This is a genomic window from Chryseobacterium sp. 7 (assembly GCF_003663845.1).
Taxonomy (GTDB): Bacteria; Bacteroidota; Bacteroidia; order Flavobacteriales; family Weeksellaceae; genus Chryseobacterium.
The window spans coordinates 724,139-744,636 of sequence record NZ_RCCA01000001.1 but is presented as its reverse complement, the minus strand read 5'-3'; the positions used below and the strand labels follow the sequence as shown (position 1 = coordinate 744,636).

General features: G+C 35.6%; 19 protein-coding genes. 14 read left to right on the top strand and 5 right to left on the bottom strand.

The features are described 5' to 3' along the window. The first annotated feature begins 67 nt into the window (after positions 1–67). From CLU97_RS03470 to CLU97_RS03440, 7 genes are all read left to right on the top strand, one after another. Positions 68–2,314, top strand: a complete 2,247-nt coding sequence (locus tag CLU97_RS03470; protein ID WP_121486710.1) for a TonB-dependent receptor — start codon at positions 68–70, stop codon at positions 2,312–2,314. 50 nt (positions 2,315–2,364) lie between these two features. Continuing rightward, positions 2,365–3,024, top strand: coding sequence for a hypothetical protein (locus CLU97_RS03465; RefSeq protein WP_121486709.1), 660 nt, complete (start codon positions 2,365–2,367; stop codon positions 3,022–3,024). Positions 3,025–3,163: 139 nt separating this feature from the next. Further along, positions 3,164–4,786: a 2TM domain-containing protein gene (locus tag CLU97_RS03460; RefSeq protein ID WP_121486708.1), complete on the top strand. Its 1,623-nt coding sequence runs from the start codon at positions 3,164–3,166 to the stop codon at positions 4,784–4,786. Between the two features lie 48 nt (positions 4,787–4,834). Continuing rightward, positions 4,835–5,404, top strand: a complete 570-nt coding sequence (locus tag CLU97_RS03455; RefSeq protein WP_121486707.1) for a methyltransferase family protein — start codon at positions 4,835–4,837, stop codon at positions 5,402–5,404. Positions 5,405–5,528: 124 nt separating this feature from the next. After that, a complete protein-coding gene (locus CLU97_RS03450; protein WP_121486706.1) occupies positions 5,529–5,825 on the top strand; it encodes a 2TM domain-containing protein in 297 nt (98 codons plus the stop codon). Between the two features lie 32 nt (positions 5,826–5,857). Beyond that, complete coding sequence (locus CLU97_RS03445) at positions 5,858–6,133, top strand: 2TM domain-containing protein (protein ID WP_121486705.1); 276 nt, start codon at positions 5,858–5,860, stop codon at positions 6,131–6,133. Between the two features lie 61 nt (positions 6,134–6,194). Continuing rightward, entirely contained in the window at positions 6,195–6,938 is a 744-nt protein-coding gene (locus tag CLU97_RS03440) for a LytR/AlgR family response regulator transcription factor (RefSeq protein WP_121486704.1), read from the top strand. 121 nt (positions 6,939–7,059) lie between these two features. Here CLU97_RS03440 and CLU97_RS03435 read toward each other — a convergent pair whose 3' ends face one another. Next, positions 7,060–8,286, bottom strand: a complete 1,227-nt coding sequence (locus tag CLU97_RS03435) for a DUF6051 family protein (protein WP_121486703.1) — start codon at positions 8,284–8,286, stop codon at positions 7,060–7,062. A 166-nt stretch (positions 8,287–8,452) separates the two neighbouring features. Continuing rightward, positions 8,453–9,349: a hypothetical protein gene (locus CLU97_RS03430; protein WP_121486702.1), complete on the bottom strand. Its 897-nt coding sequence runs from the start codon at positions 9,347–9,349 to the stop codon at positions 8,453–8,455. A 114-nt stretch (positions 9,350–9,463) separates the two neighbouring features. Between CLU97_RS03430 and CLU97_RS03425 the strand changes: the two genes are divergently transcribed. Continuing rightward, positions 9,464–10,207 (top strand): glycine-rich domain-containing protein, encoded by a 744-nt coding sequence (locus CLU97_RS03425; RefSeq protein ID WP_121486701.1) that lies wholly within the window; start codon positions 9,464–9,466, stop codon positions 10,205–10,207. 16 nt (positions 10,208–10,223) lie between these two features. After that, the gene (locus tag CLU97_RS03420; protein WP_121489640.1) at positions 10,224–10,577 is read left to right on the top strand and encodes a hypothetical protein; all 354 of its coding nucleotides are present in this window, start codon (positions 10,224–10,226) and stop codon (positions 10,575–10,577) included. A gap of 83 nt (positions 10,578–10,660) precedes the next feature. Here the strand turns inward: CLU97_RS03420 and CLU97_RS03415 are convergent, their stop codons facing one another. Continuing rightward, positions 10,661–10,840: a hypothetical protein gene (locus CLU97_RS03415; RefSeq protein ID WP_121486700.1), complete on the bottom strand. Its 180-nt coding sequence runs from the start codon at positions 10,838–10,840 to the stop codon at positions 10,661–10,663. A 518-nt stretch (positions 10,841–11,358) separates the two neighbouring features. Here CLU97_RS03415 and CLU97_RS03410 point away from each other — a divergent pair. After that, positions 11,359–13,590, top strand: a complete 2,232-nt coding sequence (locus tag CLU97_RS03410) for a TonB-dependent receptor domain-containing protein (protein WP_228437504.1) — start codon at positions 11,359–11,361, stop codon at positions 13,588–13,590. Positions 13,591–13,599: 9 nt separating this feature from the next. After that, positions 13,600–14,382, top strand: a complete 783-nt coding sequence (locus CLU97_RS03405; RefSeq protein ID WP_121486699.1) for a DUF4249 domain-containing protein — start codon at positions 13,600–13,602, stop codon at positions 14,380–14,382. 85 nt (positions 14,383–14,467) lie between these two features. Here the strand turns inward: CLU97_RS03405 and mnmA are convergent, their stop codons facing one another. Beyond that, the gene (mnmA, locus tag CLU97_RS03400; RefSeq protein WP_121486698.1) at positions 14,468–15,655 is read right to left on the bottom strand and encodes a tRNA 2-thiouridine(34) synthase MnmA; all 1,188 of its coding nucleotides are present in this window, start codon (positions 15,653–15,655) and stop codon (positions 14,468–14,470) included. Between the two features lie 191 nt (positions 15,656–15,846). Between mnmA and CLU97_RS03395 the strand changes: the two genes are divergently transcribed. Beyond that, entirely contained in the window at positions 15,847–16,374 is a 528-nt protein-coding gene (locus CLU97_RS03395) for a hypothetical protein (RefSeq protein ID WP_121486697.1), read from the top strand. Between the two features lie 104 nt (positions 16,375–16,478). Here CLU97_RS03395 and CLU97_RS03390 read toward each other — a convergent pair whose 3' ends face one another. After that, on the bottom strand, positions 16,479–19,013 hold the full coding sequence (locus CLU97_RS03390; protein ID WP_121486696.1) for an ATP-dependent Clp protease ATP-binding subunit: 2,535 nt from the start codon (positions 19,011–19,013) through the stop codon (positions 16,479–16,481). Between the two features lie 152 nt (positions 19,014–19,165). On the opposite strand from CLU97_RS03390, the gene CLU97_RS23955 reads away from it, so the two are divergent. Next, positions 19,166–19,393, top strand: a complete 228-nt coding sequence (locus CLU97_RS23955; RefSeq protein WP_121486695.1) for a uroporphyrinogen decarboxylase — start codon at positions 19,166–19,168, stop codon at positions 19,391–19,393. Next, a complete protein-coding gene (locus CLU97_RS03380; protein WP_121486694.1) occupies positions 19,390–20,484 on the top strand; it encodes a glycosyltransferase in 1,095 nt (364 codons plus the stop codon). The genes CLU97_RS23955 and CLU97_RS03380 overlap by 4 nt, the downstream gene beginning before the upstream one ends. The last annotated feature ends 14 nt before the right edge of the window (positions 20,485–20,498 follow it).

The following is a 20,498-nucleotide window of genomic DNA, read 5'->3' as shown; positions in this document are numbered from 1 at the left end:
CTTTCAGTAATAATTTTTTTACAGAAAGGCATTTTCCGTACTATTTTTGACCCAGAAAACAATAAAAATGAAAACACAAGGACAAAACATACTCTTTCTGATTCTCCTTCTCATTTCCATCATGGGATATTCCCAGGTGAAAATATCAGGAAAAGTTTCCTTCAAAAATAAAGGCGTAGCAGGAGTAAATGTAACACTGAAAGAAACCTACGATGGCACTACAACAGATGCTCAGGGTAATTTTACATTTGAAACTTCAGAAAAAGGAACCCATGTCATTACTTTTACCCATCCAAAATATGAAAATATTGAAAGGACAGTTTCTATTGAGAATCAGGATATTTCTTTGAATGTTGATCTTAAAGAACAGATCAGTGAGATTGATGCGGTAGTAGTTTCTGCAGGATCTATTGAAGCCAGCGATAAGAAAAGAGCAACCGCTTTGCTTACACCCATTGATATTTATACAACAGCAGGTGCGGACGGACAGATTTCTTCAGCATTAACCTATCTTCCGGGAGTACAGAAAGTAGGAGGAACTGAAGGATTGTTCATCCGTGGAGGTACCGGAACGGAATCTAAAATCTTTATGGATGGAAGCCTTATCAATAATTATTTCTCCAATTCTGTTCCCGGGATTGCAGGAAGAGACCAGTTCAATACTTCTCTATTTAAAGGAAATATCTTCTCAAGTGGTGGCTATTCTGCGTTGTACGGGCAGGCGCTTTCGGGAGCATTGATGCTGGAAAGTGTGGATCTTCCGGATGAAACGTCTTATAATTTTGGTATTTCACCTATTTTCCTGAGTGCCGGATTTCAGAAGCTAGGGGATAATAAAAACTATTCTTACGGAGCTACAGCTGGATATTCTCTTTTAAGCCTGATGCAGAAAGTCTTTAAGTTTAATACAGATTTTGTAGAAGCACCACAAGGGCTTAACGGAGATCTTAATTTCAGATTTAAAACAAAATCAGGGGGCTTTTTCAAATATTACGGAATGTTCAACTCCAATAAAATGGGTGTGAAATCTGAAAGTCTTGAGCCGGGATATGATTTCAGTCTGGTAAAGCTTAACGGGAAAAATACATTTCACAACCTGTCTTTTAAACAGAAATTTGGAAAATATCTTCTGAATGTAGGCGGGTCTTACTCATACAACAGATCTGATCTTCATTTTTCTACAGAAACCAATGATATTGAATCCAACAGAAGCCAGCTTCTGACCGATGGAAACTATCTGAACTTTAAGGCAGTTCTTGAAAGAAAAATCAACAGAATAAGTGCAGTAAGAGGAGGAATTGAATTGAATAATACCGATGAAAATCTAAATTTTGAAGCCGTACAGAAGCATTACAAAGATTTAATTTCTTCCGCTTTCATGGAAACGGATCTTGGCTTCAGCAATGCATTGTCAGCAAAAATTGGAGTAAGAGCAGAGCATTCTTCCTTTTTAGGAAAAAACAATATTGCCCCACGTTTTGCGATTGCTTACCGACTTGCAAAAGACTGGACGACTTCATTAGCTTACGGACTTTTTTATCAGAACCCGGAAAGTAAATACATTAATGGCCCGGCAAATCTTGATTTCCAGAAATCCCAACATTATATTTTCCAGGTTCAGAGAGCTTCAGAAGGCAGAACTTTACGTTTTGAGGCGTTTTATAAAAAATATGACCAGTTGATCAAAACCTTTAATGTAACACCTGATAAAGAACAGAATCAGCAGATTCAAACTGCTTTAAATAATGATGGATACGGATACGCAAAAGGAGTGGAGTTTTTCTGGAGAGATAATAAAAAAACATTTGAAAATATAGACTATTGGATCAGCTACTCCTACCTGGATTCCAAAAGAGATTTCCTGAATTATCCTGTAAGCCTGCAGCCAAGTTTTGCTGCTCAACACACCCTTTCAGCAGTGGCCAAAAGATTTATTCCGGAATGGAAACTGGGAGTAAATTTGTCTTACACTTATGCAAAAGGACGTCCTTATTATGATATTGCTTCTACATTTGATAATGGAAAAGCCATTAATTATACCCGAAATGAAGGAAGATTAAAAGATTATAACGCATTGAATTTCAGCATCAATTATCTTCCGAATATTGGCAAAAAAGATGCGAGATCGTTTCCGGTATTTGTATTGAGTGTCAGCAATATTTTAGGATCAAAAAACGTGTATGGCTATAATTTTTCTGCAGATGGCTCCAGAAGCTCAGCCATTGTGCCGCCGGTTAATACTTTTGTTTTCATAGGGGCATTTATAAGTTTTGGAGTAGATAAAACGGATGATGCCATCAATAATAATTTATAAAAACATATCTTAGAACAAACAATACAACTAACTTTTAAAAAATTGACAGTATGAAAAAATACCTTTTAAGCTTTGCTTTAGCTTTTGTAAGCTTAACGGCTTTTGCACAGGCAAATTATGACAAAATAATGACTGAAAAAATTGCAAAAATAGAAACCTGCAAAACACCGGAAGACTTCCAGACTCTTGCCAATGATTTCCAGAGAATCGGGAGTAAAGAAAGTACAAAATGGCTTCCGGCGTACTACGCTGCTTTTTCTTATATCCAAAAAGGAAGAACCTTGATGAGGGACGGGAAGATGCAGGAACTGGATGTGATTGCAGATCAGGCAGAGAAACACCTGTCTATGGCTCAGAATCTGGCTGGTGCAGATAATGCAGAAATTCACCTGTTGAGAAAAATGTCTTATTCCCTGAGAATGATGGTGAACCCTGCACAGCGTTATATGACAGATGGTGCAAGAGCTGCCGAGGAAATGAATGCTGCAGAAAAGCTGGACCCGGCAAACCCAAGAGTTGCCCTTATCAAAGCGGAAGATGTGTATTTTACCCCGGAACAATACGGGGGAAGCAAAACCAAAGGATTGGAAATGTTTAAAGACGCTCAGGCAAAATTTAATGCATACAAACCCAAGACAGCTTTGGATCCTAACTGGGGGAAAGCAGAAGCTGATTATTTTCTAAGCATGCCTGCTGAAAAAGCAAAATAATTTTCTCTATATTTCAAAAAAATCAACCTTCATTCGTGGAGGTTTTTTTATACTGTTCAGTGAGAAAAAACAGCCTTTCGGTAAGAATTAATTTTTGATACCTTTAATAAAAACTAATTTTGAGTCAAGAAAATAGATCATGAAACGGAAAAATTTTATCATATTATTCTGGGTATCACTTGCTGTCTCTATGTTTTTCTTTTTTGTCTTTACAGAAGAAAAGAATCTTGAGAACTTTTTATATACCATTCTAATCTCTTTTATTTATTCCTTTGTGCTGGGAGGAGGAAACGGAATGCTGAATAGCTTTCTGAATAAAAAAATCCCATGGTCTGAAGCTACAACCAAAAGAGCGGTTATCAGTATTATTTCAATTATTGTAGCCAACTTTGTGTTGGTTTATTTTTGCAATTATGTCAATTTTGTGCTTATTCAAAAAGCAGCCACTACAGAAGAGTTTTTTCTGGGAAAATATAATTTCCTCAATTGGTTTACGATCAATATCGCCTTGCTGATCTCAGCTTTTCTTCATGCCAGAAGTTTCATGGAAGAACTGAAAAAAACTTCCAGAAAAGAAGTGGTAGAACAGAAGCTTATTGCCAAATCTGCCAATGCCCAGTTTGAAAGTTTAAAAAACCAGTTGGATCCGCATTTTCTTTTCAATTCATTGAATGTGTTAAGCTCTCTGATAGATGAAAATCCACGCCAGGCTCAAAAGTTTACCGCTTCAATGTCAAAGATTTACCGGTATGTACTTGAACAGAAAGATAAAGAGCTGGTAACCGTAGAAGATGAAATAGAATTTGCCAAAACCTATTGTGAACTTTTAAAAACAAGGTTTGAAGACAGTGTAGATTTTACTTTTGATGTGGCGACAGAAGATTATCAGAAATATGTAGTTCCATTGGCTTTGCAGCTGTTGCTGGAGAATTGTATCAAACACAATTTTGCCACGTCATCAAAACCTTTAATCATCAGAATTTTTTCAGACGGAAATACATTATGCATAGAAAATAATCTCCAGGTAAGAGAACAGATCAAAGAAAGTTCCGGGATCGGTCTTGCTAATATTGTACAGCGTTATTCATTGCTTACTGAAAGAAATGTCTTCATAGAAAAATCAGAAGATCATTTTAAAGTAAAACTGCCGATGCTTTTGGCTAAGCCACATATTTCCAGTACAAAACCTGAAGATGAAACAGCAGCCTACAAGCATGCTCAAAAAAGGGTGAAAGAAATAAAAAGCTTTTATATGAATCTCATTTCTTACTGCACCGTATGCTCCTTTTTGATCTTTATCAATCTTTATACAAGCAGCAGAAACCAATGGTTTTGGTTTCCGGTGCTGGGATGGGGAATTGGGGTTGCTTCCCATGCCTTCCAGGTGTTTGGAGTAGGAGAATCCTGGCAGGAAAAGAAAATTCGTGAAATTATGAACAAACAAAAAAATAAAGTGATGGAAAGATTTGACGAAAATGATATTGAATATCAACGAGCCAGAAGGCAGGTAGACAGATTACGAGGTTTTTACGGACATTTATTTGCCTATGTTGCCGTAAATGCTATGATTGTGGTTTACAATTGCATGCATTTGAAACCCGGTGAAAGTTACTTCCAGTTTAAAAACTTTTTTACAGCTACTTTCTGGGGAATAGGACTGGTAGCTCATGCCCTTACAGTGTTCCTGCCACGCTTCAGCTTTATCAAAAAGTGGGAAGATAATAAGATTAAAGAACTAATGGATAAACAGAATGAGCATTAGAAAGAAAATATTTTTTAAAACACTTCTAACCTTAAAAACTGATTGAAAATGAATGCTTTATCAACAATTTTCTATATTTCAATGGCTGCGTGGTTTCTCACAGAGTTTCTTTATAAGAACATACTGAAATCCGGAAAAGAAGATCAGAAAAACAAAGATAAGTCTACTCTTAATCTTCTTTGGCTGGCCATTCCTTTTTCCATAGTTACCTCTATCATCGTATCTTATAATACGCATTTTCCGATTGTGAATACCATCTGGATTCTTTATTTGGGGGAGCTTTTTATTCTTATCGGGATTATTGTCAGGTATATCATCATCAGATCGCTGGGTAAGTATTTCACAGTTGATGTTACCATCAGGCAGGATCATAAAATCAAAAAAGAAGGATTTTACAGATACCTGAGACACCCTTCTTATGCTTTCTCTCTTTTGACTTCTCTTGGGCTTGGTTTGTATTTGAACAACTGGCTGTCATTAATTTTTGCTTTTGTGCCTCCGTTTTTAGCTTTTGCGTACAGAATTAAGGTGGAAGAACAGGCTTTGGAAGAACAGTTCGGGGAAGAATATAGAGAATACAGAAAAACCACAAAGAAACTGATCCCGTTTATCTATTGATGACCCATTTTTACGATTCGGATAGCATAATCTACCATTGGGTAATATAAAATTGATTGAAGGCCTTTTCCTGACTTACCTTTGATTCAAGAAAAAAACAAATCAACCTTTAAAACAAAACATTATGGAAATTTTACCAAATAAAGAGACCATTGCTTACAGAAAAGCATCAAGAAGAGTAAAAGAATTAAAAGAATTTTACGGAAACCTTACGTCTTACTGTATCGTTATTCCATTTTTAGCGATACTGAATCTTATGACGGCTCCGGGGTATTTATGGTTTTTATGGCCGGCATTAGGCTGGGGAATAGGAATTGCGTTTCATGCAATAAATGTATTTGGGATAGGAAAAAGCTGGGAAGAAAGAAAAATAAAAGAACTGATGGAGAAAGATGAAAAGCAAAAAATAAAAACACTATAAACAATAATCATAACTAAAAAACATATACGATCATGGATTACGAAACTGCCTCTGCAAGAACAAACAGCATCAGAAAATTCTATAAAAGCATTTTTATATTTGCCATTTTTGCTGTACTTATCATTCCTGATGATATTTTTGGTGAACATATTGTGCAATTCAGATTGTTTGACAGATATACAATTCTAGGAATTTGGGGATTTATTATTATTGTGAAAGCTGTAAAACTGTTTCTTTTTGATTCCGAGTGGGAAAGAGAAATGATTCAAAAAGAGCTCAAAAAAGAGAAAAACCCAATGGATTATTAATAATTTGTCCGCTTTTATCTAACTTTAGTTCCTAAAATCTGAAAACCAAAATTAAAGCTCAATGATCAAAACTGTCATTATAGAAGACGAAAAACCTGCTTCAAGGAAATTAGAGAGAATGCTGAGTAATTTTCCTGAAATAGAAGTAGTTGCAAAAATAGAATCTGTAGAAGAAGGCGTAGCCTGGTTTTCTGAAAACGAACATCCACAGCTGATCTTTTCTGATATTGTTTTAGGTGACGGACTGTCTTTTGACATTTTTGAAAAAGTACCTACAAAAGGTTTTATTATTTATACCACAGCTTTCGACCAGTATACCCTGAAAGCCTTTAAGCTGAACAGCATTGATTATCTTTTAAAGCCTATTCTTGATGAAGATCTGCAAGGCGCAGTAGAGAAATTTAAATCTTTCATTCCGGCTAATGATACCAATGGCTCTCAGGATATCAAACAGCTGATCAGAAAAGAAAAATCCACGCTTTCCAGAGTTTTGGTTAAAATAGGCTATAACCTTAAGATCATTCAGACGGATGAAATAAGCTGCTTTTTCAGTGAAAATAAAATCGTTTATCTTCAGACGGAAGACCGTACTTATCCGTCAGATTTTACGTTGGATGAGCTGGAAGATGTTCTGGATCAGAAAAAATTCTTCCGTGTGAACAGACAGTTTATTATAAGCTCAGATTTTATCAAAAATATCCACACTTCACCTTATTACAAAGTGGATCTGGAATTTCAGCCGGAAGAGGAAATTACGGTCAGCAGAGACCGTGTGAAAGATTTCAAAGACTGGCTGGTCAGTTGATCAATAAGGAAGGTATATGATTAAATGTACTTCCTCATAACTTAAAAACTAACACCATGGATCTTATATTGTTGATTTTTAAACTATTCCTTTCGCTTTTTTATACCTGAGAGAATGATAATCAGGCATTATAAAAATCGCTCGCAGATTGTACAAACTGATCAAAAGCTTCAGTTACCTCTTTTGCATGCTTATGGCTAAGCGGAAACGGAACCATATGGGAATATTCAAACGGAAAATCTTTGATTTCAACATCCACATTGATATTCCTGTAACCTCCCTGTAATGTATTTAATGCTTCCATTGGAGGAGCTACACTGTCTTTTTCCAGCACATACGCTTTGATCTGAGACTGAATTTCCTGAATTCTTTCTTCCCTTTCTTTTTGAAAATAATTGTAACGGAGCATCTTTTTGAACCAGCTTTCCTGAGGATGTAAATCTTCGTTCTGATAATGTTTTAATCTCTTATCAGACTTAAAATCAGAGCTCAGCAACTCTGTAAAAACAGACTGCATTTTTACCGTTGCCTGAGTATCCATGATGTATTTGGAGATCGGAAACATCCTGTCGATGGTCATCCCACCACAAAAACAAAAAACTTTTGATTGGCTGAAATAATGATGAGGATCTGCCATTTTGATAATCAGTGAAAGAAAAGATCCTATAGAATACCCGAACAAATCCAGATCTGCTTCGCAAGAAATACTCTTTATTTTACCATTTTTAATATCTTTTACTACTTCTGTAATATCAGAATAAGTCTGTAATCCGGACCAAAATATTCTTTGAGGATGGGCTTCCAGCCTGGAACTTATGGCTGCATTCACATAGGAATAATTCATATTTTCCGGATATTTTTTCTTCCTGAAATCCACTACTTCCATCATATGATGACGATCACTCCAGATGGGTTCTGCACGGTCCATGTGAAATGCAATAGGAAAAAGAATAATGGCTTTTTGCGTTCTTTGAGCCAGTTTATACGCCCAAGGAAGATATTTATCCCATTTCTTTTCATTCAGCCCATGGAAGAAAAATATGGCTCCCTGGGTTGTTTCAATATCTGCCCGTTTCAGAATATGATATTCAAATTTTTTGTTGCATTCAATATCAAAATCTTTGATATCTACGGCTGGCTGGTCATAAAAGAGATAGCCATTTTTGTTGATTTCAAGAGCTTGCTGGTGTTTGCTGCAATTTTGATTTTCTGAACCGTAAAGGAAATCACAAACTTTAGATTCAAAAGGAATTGACTCAATAGTTGTATTCAGTTCTTTGAGTTCAGCCCTGTCTTTTCCGGAATCAAAATGATTTTTCAAAACTTCATACAATTCATAATATTCCATAGCAAGAGGGTTGAAGGGTTCCTATTTAGAACTATCAATTTAGAGAAATATTGCTGTAATTAACTGATTTTTAATGGTTAAATGTATTCTAGGCATAAGAGAAATGAATGAGTCCTGGAATATTGCTAGTTCAAGGGCATTCAATATGTATTATATTTTGGTATAACTATCTGTAATCGATTCTGTTAGACTCAGTATCTTCAAGTTGTTTAACAATGCTTTCTGGAATTTCATCACTATCAATTGGGAAGCTGATAGAATCTGAAATAAAATTTTTTCTGTCCGCTTTTCTGAAAATTTCAAACAAAGCAATCGGCTCCTGATTGAAACTGATACAAGTACTTATGAAGTGGATTTCGTGGAGTTTATAGTCCGGGTTTTTAAGTTTTTCTTTAATATCTTTTATTCTTGAAATAAAATGCCTTTGTCGGATAAAAGTATTGCTGTTCATGATAATAAAAACATAATCCGAATAAGCCGTTACCTTACCGTAATATTTATGATGATCCCCTCCGCTTCTTTCAATAAAATATTCTCCGGTAGTTTCAGATTTATAAATTTCCATAGCAGAACGCCATATCCGGTCTTCTTTTGCCATCAAAGGATTGTCGGGCAGATTTCTGTTATAAGAATACCAACAGCCCACCAAACGGTCTAAAAGAGCTGTATTCAGATTTACATTATTCATCTCAATTTTGAGATCATTAAAATTAAAGGATTCCGTATTGGAATTAATGAAATCTATATAATTTGAATACCCCAAAACCTTCACAATCTGACTCAGCTTGGCAAGGTTGGGTCTGCTAAGAACTGCATTTTCATTGTGTTTGAATTTCTTTAGTTTATTGATAATCAGATGTTCATAAAGGTAGTTGTTCCCCAGAAGATCAGGTTCTTTTTTGATCTCTTTGTCGGAATGATCACTGATAATCAAATCATTCAGTTCAGCGCTTATATAAGTCCATTCGGTTTTGGTAACATCTTCCCAATGGTTTTTCTTTAAAAACTGGCGGCTTAAGAAATTCATCAGCTTCTCAAGATGTAGAATATCTTCCTTTTTCATGGCATTTATTTGTAAGACTAATTTAAGATTTTTATCAAACCAAAAAAGACTTTTCAAAGACTTTTATATTTTATAATCCATTGATATTTGAGTAGAAAAATAAAAATCAAAACAATGGAAACAAAAATGGTATTAAAAGACGAATCTCTTTGGAACCGAATACAAGAGTTTTCCCTGGATGCTCCCGGCGCTGATTTTCCTTTCTCAAAAAAACTGGCAAAAGAAGAACGCTGGAGCATTGATTTCGCAAGAAAAGCAATAGAAGAGTATAAAAAGTTTGTTTATCTCTGCTGTATTCTTCCCAATGGAGCTTCACCCAGTGAAATAGTAGATAAAGTATGGCATATGCATCTGATCTACACCCAGAATTATTGGGAAGAATTCTGTCCTCACATTTTGAAAAGACCGCTTCATCATCATCCATCTAAAGGAGGAACTGCAGAAAGAAAAAAACATCAAAACTGGTTTGAAGACACTTTAACAAGTTATCAAAAAGTATTTCAACAGGAAGCTCCTGAAGAAATGTGGCAGGAACTTAGTAAAAAGCCTAAAATACGAACCTGTTTGAGAAAGATGGCTTTTTTTTCTCCAATTCTTATTGTACTGCTTTTGTTCTCGTGTACAGAAGGAGGCGGTTTTACAGGATTGCTCGTCACGGGAGTAATATTTGCAATTATTTTCATCTTGGGAGCTATTGCATCAATAGTAGGAGATAGTGAAGTCACAGATCCTAACAGAAAAGATAAGCAGAATAATGACGGAGGAGGAAGCTGTGGCGGCGCTAGTTGCAGCGTAGGCGGAGGCGGCTGTGGAGGTGGTTGCGGAGGTTGTGGGGGATGCGGTGGCTGTGGCGGATAATAAAAAACGAATCATTATGAAGAAAGTCATCATACATTCAGTTCCGGTTGCTATAAGTTTTACGTGGCTTATGGCAATTCACCAGACATTCAATCCGGTTATCCTTAAAGGACCAGACTTCCTAAAGTTTTATCTTATCCTGGTTTTCGGATTCTATGCTTCAATTTTTATTTTAAATTCTTTGAAAGAAACCATTTCAAGAATTACACTTTATTTTGCAGGATCTGTTTTCTTATTGGGAATTATCAAACTCATAAGAGGAATTATGTTAGAAAAACCAATAGGATTTTTAATCATGATTTTAATAGCAGAAGTTATTGTTATATTGGTATTTATATTGAATCATATCAATAAAAAGATGAACTCGTAAACCAGTATAAAAAACAAACCCGAAACAAAATGTTCCGGGCTTTATTATGTTTTGTTGAGATTACATATCTTTCTTTTTTTCTTTCACGGTCTGGTAGCCATATTTTCTAACCATAGCGGAAGTAAGTACTGCCAAAATAAGGCTGACTGCAATTTTTCCGGATGTGCAATGGCCTGGTAAAAATTATAGCCAAAAACAGCGGATACAATAGTAATCAGAATATTGCTCACATAAGCGTACCGGATTCTTGCAGATGTTCTCATAGGAGTATTTTTTATTGTTATTTGCTCAGTGAGTATCACAATTTAAAAAACGTTACAGAATAATTTAAAATAATAGTAATGAAAATTTTTCAGTATTATTTTTCTTTTTGATTTATAATTTGCGCAATATCTCATATTGAAATCTGAGTCTTACTAGTACATATAAATTCACTTAACTGTATCATTTTTAGCGATATGAATGTATTTATTTCAGATCATATTTTCGCACTTTTATATTAATTCTTTTAATTAGTTAAAAAAATTAACATGTGCTTTCAATGACACAAAGAAATGGTTAATTTATTGTTAATTTATTAATACTTTAAATCGTTTGATTAGATGATAAAATGAATTTATGTATAATTAAAAAATATCTTCATTGCTTTATTGTAGTATAAAATGCTTTTAAATAATAATTTTAACGGTTTTTTTTAATTTACGAGCTTAAAAGCTGTCTGATATCATGTTTTCTAAACGGATTGGGTTTAAATGTACTTTTGCGGAAAATTAAAAGAAAAATGATCAGAATTACTATTTCTACAATTCTATTCTCCACTTTCTCTTATGCGCAAAGCGTTTACTCCATCAGCGGGGTGGTAAAGGATAAAGACACAGGAGAATTTGTTTCAGGGGCTATCATAAAGATAGAAGAAAAGCCTGAAATTTTTGCAGAGACCAATGAGTATGGTTTTTATTCCCTATCCCTACCTGAGAAAAATTATACATTGATTATCAGTCATAACAATCGTAAAAGTGAAAGTAAGGAGATTCATTTGAACGGAACAGTAAAAATAGACTGGAATCTTATAAGACAAGAAAATCTTATAGAGACAGTACAACTGAAAAAAAATAAAACGGCGGTGTCCGCCAGATCTAAAACGGGTGCTGAGGTTCTGGATGTGGAAGGTATTTCAAAACTTCCGGTTTTATTGGGGGAGAAAGATATTCTTAAAACAATACAGTACTTGCCCGGCATAAGTTCTCAGGAAGGAAGATCCGGCTTCAGTGTACGCGGAGGAAGCCCAGATCAGAATCTTATGCTGGTGGATGAGGCTCCTGTTTTTAATAATTCTCATTTGCTGGGTTTCTTCAGTACATTTAACAGTGATGCACTGAGAAATGTAACTGTTTATAAAGGTAATATTCCATCGCAGTATGGTGGCAGATTATCCTCAGTTGTAGATGTAAAGATGAAAGAAGGAAATAATCAGGCATATAATGTAAGCGGAGGTTTAGGACTTGTCAGCAGCAGGCTGAGTGTTGAAGGTCCTATTCAGAAAGGGAAATCGTCTTTCATTATATCTGGAAGACGTACTTACGCAGATCTTTTCATACCACCACAGGACGGATCAAAAATTAAGCTTAATTTTTATGATCTTAATGCAAAAGCTAATTTTCAGTTAAATGAAAATAACAGTATTCATTTATCCAGCTATTTTGGCAAAGATGTCTTAGCTTTTAAAGAGTTCAATAATGATTGGGGAAATACAGCCGCAACTCTTAGATGGAACAGCATTATAAGCAGTAAATTATTCTCAAATACTTCTTTGATTTACAGTAATTACGGGTATAAAACAACGGTTCAGAATAGTAATGATGAATTTGTAGAAATAAAACCAAATATCAGAAATATTGGTATCAAGCAGGATTTCACTCATTATGTTGGCTTAAAGCATACTTTGCGCTATGGTTTCCAGACCTCTCAATATTTTTTCTCTACACGGGATCTTCCTGAATCTATAACTTCCAACTTTCTGAGAAATAATAGAACAATGTGGGAAAATGCGCTGTACATTAATGATGATTTTAAACTTAATGATAAGCTGTTCATCAACTATGGCTTGAGGGCATCATTGTTTTCTTCAGACAGAAAAAATACGGATCACTCCGGAAATGATTTTAAGAAAAGCTATTTCAATATTGAGCCTCGAATCGTTGTCGGTTATAATTTTAATGAAAACAATGCATTAACCCTAGGATACAATAGGAATACCCAAAATATATATACGCTGAACAGTCTTAATGGATCACTTAACAATGATTTGTGGATGGATGTAAGAAAACCTCAGATTGCTGATCAGATGAACGTTGGGTTTACTAAAAAGTTCAATGAGGGATATGAATTGAGTACGGATGTCTTCTACAAAAAAATGTCAAACCTTGTTGATTATAAAGACGGCGCTGAAATCAATATTCTGGATGATGTAGAGCAAAATCTGGCGTATAATGGAAAAGGAAGAGCCTATGGGTTGGAAATTATGGCTAAGAAAACAACAGGAAAACTCACAGGTTGGTTTTCATACACATTATCCAAAACTCAGAGGCAAAATAATGAGATCAATAATGGAGGCTGGTATAATGCTTCTTATGACAGAACACATAATTTATCATTGGTTGCCAACTATCAATTAACTCCGAAATGGACACTATCCGGCGCATTTGTCTATGCTACCGGTAATGCAATCACTTATCCTGGAGCAAAATATGTGATCGGTGATCGGGAATATCTTCAGTATGGAGAAAGAAACGGTGGCCGTATACCTGCATCACACAGATTGGATATCAACGCAACTTACGAACCAAAAACCGATAAAAGGTTCAAAAGCTCATGGTCATTTGGGGTTTATAATGTTTATGGAAGACATAATCCATACAGGATTTCATTTGATAGTAACCAAGGAATTGTTCAGCCTAAACAAACTTCTTTCGTTTCATGGGTTCCTAATATAACGTACAATTTCAAATTCTAAATTTTACTGATGAAAAATATAAAATACCTGGTAGCCTTTCCAATTGTGTTTTCTCTGTTGAGCTGCTTTGATGAAAGAGATATAGATCTGCCTTTGAAAGACTTAAGCGGAACCATAGTAATTGAAGGAAACGTTACGGATAAAAACGGACCTTACAGTGTGAAAATCACCAGATCTGAGAAAATTAATGCTGCATCATATCCAAAACCGGTTACAGATGCTGTTGTTGTCATCAGTGATAACCACGGGCAATCCGATACTTTAAAATATACTGAGGGAGAATACAGAACAACCCATCTTACCACCCATTATGGAGATGTTTATACCCTATCTGTAACCATAGATGGCGTTATCTATAAAGCGACAAGCAAAATGCCTGAATATGTAGAGTTTACAGCTTTGAAACAAAAGGACATCCCCGACGAATATTATATTGAGAAAAAAGTGATTCCGGTTTTTACGGATCCCGAGATAAAAGGAAATTATTATTTGTTTAAATCTCAAGGATATCTTGGTATTCAGGAGATTACTTTATTTTCTGATTATTCGGTAAACGGGCAGGTGAATAATAGAGTACTTAATGGTTCAACAAATCCCCCAAATAGTAAAGTAAAAGTAGAAATGCAGTGCATAGATGAGGCTGTTTACAACTATTTCAAAGCTCAGAAAAGCCTGAATGATCCGGAATTTAATACCACTGTTTCTGCAAATCCGCCAAGTAACATCAGTAACGGAGCACTTGGGTATTTTTCAGCCCATACAACAAGCGAAAAAGAAATCATTATTCAATAAAACAGTATTGAGATTAAATTTAAAAAGAGACCTGAAAATTATTTTCAGGTCTCTTTTTTATTATGATAGGGTTACTGCTGTTTTTTTATGCAATAACTCCGCTGCCAATCAATTCATCATCAATATACCATGATGCAAACTGTCCTTCCGCAATAGCAGACTGAAGCTCATCAAATTCAACATACAAAGCATTTTCAAACTGAAATAGCGTTGCTTTCTGCAGAGATTGTCTGTATCTGAATCTGGCCATTACTTCCATAGATTCTCCATTCTGAAGTTTCATATCCTCACGTACCCAGTGCAATTCAGAATTATCGATTTTCAGTGCTTTTTTATGAAGTCCGGGGAAGTGGCTTCCTTCGCCCACAAAAATGATATTGTTTTCCATATCTCTGGAGACGATAAAACAGCTTTCTTTATGACCGCCTATCCCAAGACCTCTGCTTTGTCCGATGGTAAAAAACTGGGCTCCCTGATGTTTCCCGATTACTTTTCCGTCAGCTTTTTTATAATTGATTTTTCTTGATAAAAATTCAAGTTCTTCTTCTTTAGATAAAAATTCAGGTTTTTCTTCCGAAAATAGGGGTGAATCTTTGAAAATTTCTACGATTTCTCCTTCATTGGGCTTTAATTGCTGTTGTAAAAACTGTGGAAGACTTACTTTCCCGATAAAACATAATCCCTGGGAATCTTTTTTATCTGCCGTTACCAATCCGATTTCTTTTGCAATTTCTCTTACCTGAGGTTTTGTAAGTTCCCCGATAGGAAATAATGCTTTTGAAAGCTGATCCTGGCTTAGCTGGCAAAGGAAATAAGACTGATCTTTATTATTATCTTTCCCGGCCAGAAGATGGAAAATTTCTTTTCCGCTTTCATCAAAAGTAGAATTTACTCTTGCATAATGTCCTGTAGCAACCTTATCTGCTCCTAAAGACATTGCGGTTTTCATAAACACATCGAATTTTACTTCTCTGTTACACAGTACATCAGGGTTGGGAGTTCTTCCTTTTTGATATTCATCAAACATATAATCAACAATACGCTCTTTATAAAGTTCACTCATGTCTATCACCTGGAAAGGAATTCCAAGCTTTTGCGCCACCATAAGGGCATCATTACTGTCCTCAATCCAGGGACATTCATCTTCTAATGTTACGGAAGCATCGTTCCAGTTTCTCATAAATAAAGCCACAACTTCATGGCCTTGCTGCTGAAGCAAATAAGCTGTAACACTAGAATCTACACCTCCGGAGAGGCCTACTACTACTTTCATTGTATTTCAATTTTACGAAACTCTTAACGGGAGTTCTTAGTTTGATGCGGCAAAAATACAACTAAATAAATTCGTAAAAAAACCATAATTTTAAACATTGATAAAAACGATATACTATCACATCACCTTTTATCAGTCTCTCTGCAAATGGAAACAGAAGAGTATATAATTTTTAAAACAAAATATTACATATGAAAAAGTTTATTATTTCTATGATGCTGATAGGATCAGGATCGCTTTTTTCCCAGGTTTCAATAGGAACACAGGCGCAGGAAAACAACAGATGGACATTCGGAGGAGGCATCGGATTGGGATTCGGAAGCAATAGCTCTTTTAACCTGCAGGCATCACCAAGAGTAGGATACAGGCTTACAGATGATCTTGAGGGCGGAGTGATAGGAAGTGTATCATGGCAGACTTCTAATTCCTATAAATCTACCATGTTTGGAGTGGGACCGTTTTTGAATTACTATTTTGCCAGATCGTTTTATGTAGGGGCTAATTATCAGCATTTTTTCATCAACTATAAAGACAAATATTACGATTATAAATACAATACAGAAGAAAATGCATTGTATCTGGGTGGAGGCTATATGCAGAGAATCGGGAATAATTCCTTTATGCAGCTGGGGTTGATGTACAATGTACTTTGGAAACAAAATTCCAGTGTATTTACGAGCGGTCTGATTCCTAATATTGGTTTTGTAGTGGGACTTTAATTTTATGATTTTATCAATAAGAAGGAGCTTTAGCCAAAACATATAAAAAACACCCCGGAAAATTTTCCGGGGTGTTTCTATTTAAAATTAAATTATTTATTGAATTAAGATTGAGAAGACTTTTCAGCTGATTTTTTTGCTTTCTGTGTTTTCCCGATCAATCCGTCTTTAGCCTCGTTAAGGTCAAGAACTACGGTTTCTCCTTCATTCAATTGTTTGTTTACCAGCATTTCTGCCAATAAATCTTCAATGTATTTCTGGATCGCACGTTTCAATGGTCTTGCACCGAAATCTTTATCCCATCCTTTTTCAGAAATAAAGTCTTTAGCGTCTTCAGTAAGATCTACTTTATATCCTAATTTTTCTAGTCTGCCATAAAGCTTATTCAGTTCAATATCAATGATTTTCTTGATATCATCCTGTACAAGAGAGTTGAAGATCACAATATCATCAATTCTGTTCAGGAATTCCGGAGCAAATGCTTTTTTAAGGGCACTTTCAATCGTACTTCTCGCTCTGGAGTCTGAAGTAGTTTTCTTTGCAGAAGTTCCGAATCCTACACCGTCGCCGAAATCTTTAAGATCTCTTGTTCCGATATTTGAAGTAAGAATAATGATGGTATTTCTGAAGTCAATCTTTCTGCCTAAGCTGTCAGTAACATGTCCTTCATCCAAAATCTGTAACAGAATATTGAATACATCCGGGTGAGCTTTTTCAATCTCATCCAAAAGAACCACTGCATAAGGTTTTCTTCTTACCGCTTCGGTTAACTGACCACCTTCTTCGTATCCTACGTATCCCGGAGGCGCACCCACCAATCTTGAAACGGCAAATTTCTCCATGTATTCACTCATGTCAATTCTGATCAGAGATTCATCGGATTCGAAAAGCTCTCTTGCCATTACCTTCGCCAATTCAGTTTTACCAACCCCGGTTGTTCCAAGGAAAATAAAGGTACCAATAGGGCGGTTAGGATCTTTAAGACCTGCTCTGTTTCTTTGAATAGCCTTAACAACTTTCTTCACAGCATCTTCCTGACCGATTACTTTTCCGTTCAGTTTTTCATCCATCTGGGCCAGTTTGTCAAGCTCGTTCTTACCAACTTTCGTTACCGGAACACCGCTCATCATAGAAACAACTTCCGCTACATTTTCTTCTGTTACGGTTTCTTTTTTCTCTTTTACATCCTTATCCCATTTTTCCTGAGCAGCATTCAGTTCCATCTGAAGACGTTCTTCCTCATCTTTCAGTTTTCTTGCTTCAAGGTAGTCCTGAGCTTTTACAGCTTTCTGCTTCAGTTCTTTGATATCTTCGATTTTCTTTTCAAAATCAATGATTTCTGTAGGAACTTTCATATTCTTGATGTAAACACGGGATCCTGCTTCGTCCATCGCATCAATTGCTTTGTCCGGTAGGAAACGGTCTGTAATATATCTTGATGTCAAATTGACACAAGCCAGAATTGCTTCCGGAGTATAGATTACATTGTGATGTTCTTCATACTTATCTTTGATCTGATTCAGGATCTGAACAGTTTCATCAATAGAAGTAGGTTCCACCATTACTTTCTGGAATCTTCTTTCTAAAGCTCCGTCTTTTTCAATATACTGACGGTACTCATCCAGAGTAGTGGCTCCGATGCATTGAATTTCACCTCTTGCCAAAGCCGGTTTGAACATATTGGAAGCATCTAAACTTCCCGTAGAACTTCCCGCTCCTACAATCGTATGAAGCTCATCAATGAATAAGATGACATCTCTGTTTTTTTCCAGTTCTGTCATAATCGCCTTCATTCTTTCTTCAAACTGACCACGGTACTTAGTTCCTGCAACTAAACTTGCAAGATCTAGAGTGATCACACGTTTTCCGTAAAGAACTCTGGATACTTTTTTCTGTTGAATTCTTAATGCTAACCCTTCAGCAATGGCAGATTTACCAACTCCCGGCTCCCCGATAAGAAGAGGATTGTTTTTCTTTCTACGTGATAAGATCTGAGAAACTCTCTCAATTTCTTTTTCACGCCCGATTACTGGGTCCAGTTTTCCGTCTCTGGCCAAGGAAGTAAGGTCTCTACCAAAGTTATCCAATGTAGGGGTTTTACTTTTTGCAGAACCTAAATTTCCTGTAGGCTTTCTCATTTGCTCAAATTCCTCTCTCTCATCATCATCGTCATATGCGCTCATCTGAGGAGACTGGCCTGAATTTTTAAGCATAGTCTGGTATTCTCTTGAAACTCCTTCGTAGTCGATATCATAAGCTCCCAGAATATTTGAAGTAGGGTCCTCATATTTATAAAGAATACCTAAAAGCAGGTGAACGGTATTAATTTCATTGCTTTTATATTGACGGCATTCTAACTCTGCACGTTTAATGGCATGATCTGCCATCTTGGTGAAAGAAATATTGGTAACCTCTTCAGAAATAGGATTTAGACTTGCTGTATTTAAAGTTTCAATTTTTCTTCTGATTTGTGTTAAATCCGCATTAAGGTTTTGAAGGATTTCTTTTGCAGAGTTTTCCGTTTTTATAATACCTAAAAGTAGATGTTCTGTATTAAGAAATTCACTTTTGAGCCTTTTAGCTTCGCTTTTGCTTTGTTTGAACACCTGGCTCAAACCTTGTGAAAACTTATAATCCATAATATATCTCATTAGAACAAAGGCAACATTACCTTTTATTCATTATCTAAATTACAAATATTTTACCAAAAATCAATTAATGACTTTATGGCAGTAAAAAATTTTATTATCTTATTGAAAATGATTAAGTTTGTTATCCTTAAAAATGTCTCATGAGCCCTGAAATTACTACTTACATCGGATATTCCGCCTCAGTTTTTATCGTGCTGAGTTTCATACTGAAAGATGTAAGAAAAATTAGAATTGTCAACATGATTGGCTGTTTTTGTTTTGTCATTTATGGGTTTTTTAGTGGGCCTTTATGGCCGGTTATTATTCCAAACGGACTGATCTGTTTCATTCAGATCTATCATTTAATACTAGGTAAAAAAAAGGGATGAGGAAAAAAGTAATTACTTCGGCTTTTAGTAACCTGTATACGGACCAAAGGATAGAAAAGGTGTGCAAAACCCTTTTTGATAATGGATACTCTATAGATCTTATAGGAAATGATTGGGAAGGAAATGAGAAAATGGAGCGTCCTTATCCTTTTTCCAGAATAGGATTAAAGTCTAAAAGTTTAAAGACCGCCTATTTTGAGTTCAACTGGAAATTATATAAAGAACTTAAGAAAAAAGCTGACAAAGATACTATCCTTCATGCCAATGACATCGATGCACTTCTGCCAAATTATCTCATTGCCAAAAAACTGAATATTCCATTGGTCTTTGACAGCCATGAAATTTTTACAGAAATGCCATCGGTACAAAACCGCTTTTCACAGAAATTCTGGAGGGTAGTTGAGAGAAGCCTGGTTCCTCATGTAAAATTCATGATGACGGAAAGTGAAAGCTATGCCGAATGGTTTCACGAAAAATACAATGTGAACCCAATAGTTGTCAGAAATATTCCGAGAAAAATACTTTCTGCTCCTGAAATTCCGGACAATCATCCTAAAATTATTCTGTATCAGGGAGCAATCAATCAGTCCAGAGGAATTGAGAAAATGATTGTTGCCATGCATCATATTAAAGATGCTGTTTTGAAAATTGCAGGTGACGGGCCAAAGAAAAAAGAATATGAAGAGCTTGTTGCTCAGGAAAAATTACAAGATAAAGTTTTTTTCCTGGGTAAACTGAAACCGGAAAACCTCAGAGAAATTACCAAAACAGCAGATGTAGGGTTCAGTCTTGAAGAAAATAACGGAGTGAGCTATTATTATTCTCTTCCTAATAAAGTTTGCGATTATATTCAGAGCAGGGTTCCGCTGGTTATGATTAATTTCCCGGAGATGCAGCGCATAAAAAATCAGTTCAATGTAGGAGAAATTATTACGGATCACCAACCTGAAACGATTGAGAAAGCAATTAATCTTGTTCTGAAAAGAGGAAGAATGCATTATCAGAGTGAATTGAATAAAGCGGCGGATGTATTTTGCTGGGAGAATGAGGAAACAAAAATATTACAGCTTTTTGAAAAAGCATCTCATTAATAAATTTTACAAAA

Excerpts from the sequence above, each read along its gene's own strand:
- CLU97_RS03470 (WP_121486710.1), top strand. The coding sequence starts at position 68 with ATGAAAACACAAGGACAAAACATACTCTTTCTGATTCTCCTTCTCATT.
- CLU97_RS03465 (WP_121486709.1), top strand. The coding sequence starts at position 2,365 with ATGAAAAAATACCTTTTAAGCTTTGCTTTAGCTTTTGTAAGCTTAACG.
- CLU97_RS03460 (WP_121486708.1), top strand. The coding sequence starts at position 3,164 with ATGAAACGGAAAAATTTTATCATATTATTCTGGGTATCACTTGCTGTC.
- CLU97_RS03455 (WP_121486707.1), top strand. The coding sequence starts at position 4,835 with ATGAATGCTTTATCAACAATTTTCTATATTTCAATGGCTGCGTGGTTT.
- CLU97_RS03450 (WP_121486706.1), top strand. The coding sequence starts at position 5,529 with ATGGAAATTTTACCAAATAAAGAGACCATTGCTTACAGAAAAGCATCA.
- CLU97_RS03445 (WP_121486705.1), top strand. The coding sequence starts at position 5,858 with ATGGATTACGAAACTGCCTCTGCAAGAACAAACAGCATCAGAAAATTC.
- CLU97_RS03440 (WP_121486704.1), top strand. The coding sequence starts at position 6,195 with ATGATCAAAACTGTCATTATAGAAGACGAAAAACCTGCTTCAAGGAAA.
- CLU97_RS03435 (WP_121486703.1), bottom strand. The coding sequence starts at position 8,286 with ATGGAATATTATGAATTGTATGAAGTTTTGAAAAATCATTTTGATTCC.
- CLU97_RS03430 (WP_121486702.1), bottom strand. The coding sequence starts at position 9,349 with ATGAAAAAGGAAGATATTCTACATCTTGAGAAGCTGATGAATTTCTTA.
- CLU97_RS03425 (WP_121486701.1), top strand. The coding sequence starts at position 9,464 with ATGGAAACAAAAATGGTATTAAAAGACGAATCTCTTTGGAACCGAATA.
- CLU97_RS03420 (WP_121489640.1), top strand. The coding sequence starts at position 10,224 with ATGAAGAAAGTCATCATACATTCAGTTCCGGTTGCTATAAGTTTTACG.
- CLU97_RS03415 (WP_121486700.1), bottom strand. The coding sequence starts at position 10,840 with ATGAGAACATCTGCAAGAATCCGGTACGCTTATGTGAGCAATATTCTG.
- CLU97_RS03410 (WP_228437504.1), top strand. The coding sequence starts at position 11,359 with ATGATCAGAATTACTATTTCTACAATTCTATTCTCCACTTTCTCTTAT.
- CLU97_RS03405 (WP_121486699.1), top strand. The coding sequence starts at position 13,600 with ATGAAAAATATAAAATACCTGGTAGCCTTTCCAATTGTGTTTTCTCTG.
- mnmA (WP_121486698.1), bottom strand. The coding sequence starts at position 15,655 with ATGAAAGTAGTAGTAGGCCTCTCCGGAGGTGTAGATTCTAGTGTTACA.
- CLU97_RS03395 (WP_121486697.1), top strand. The coding sequence starts at position 15,847 with ATGAAAAAGTTTATTATTTCTATGATGCTGATAGGATCAGGATCGCTT.
- CLU97_RS03390 (WP_121486696.1), bottom strand. The coding sequence starts at position 19,013 with ATGGATTATAAGTTTTCACAAGGTTTGAGCCAGGTGTTCAAACAAAGC.
- CLU97_RS23955 (WP_121486695.1), top strand. The coding sequence starts at position 19,166 with ATGAGCCCTGAAATTACTACTTACATCGGATATTCCGCCTCAGTTTTT.
- CLU97_RS03380 (WP_121486694.1), top strand. The coding sequence starts at position 19,390 with ATGAGGAAAAAAGTAATTACTTCGGCTTTTAGTAACCTGTATACGGAC.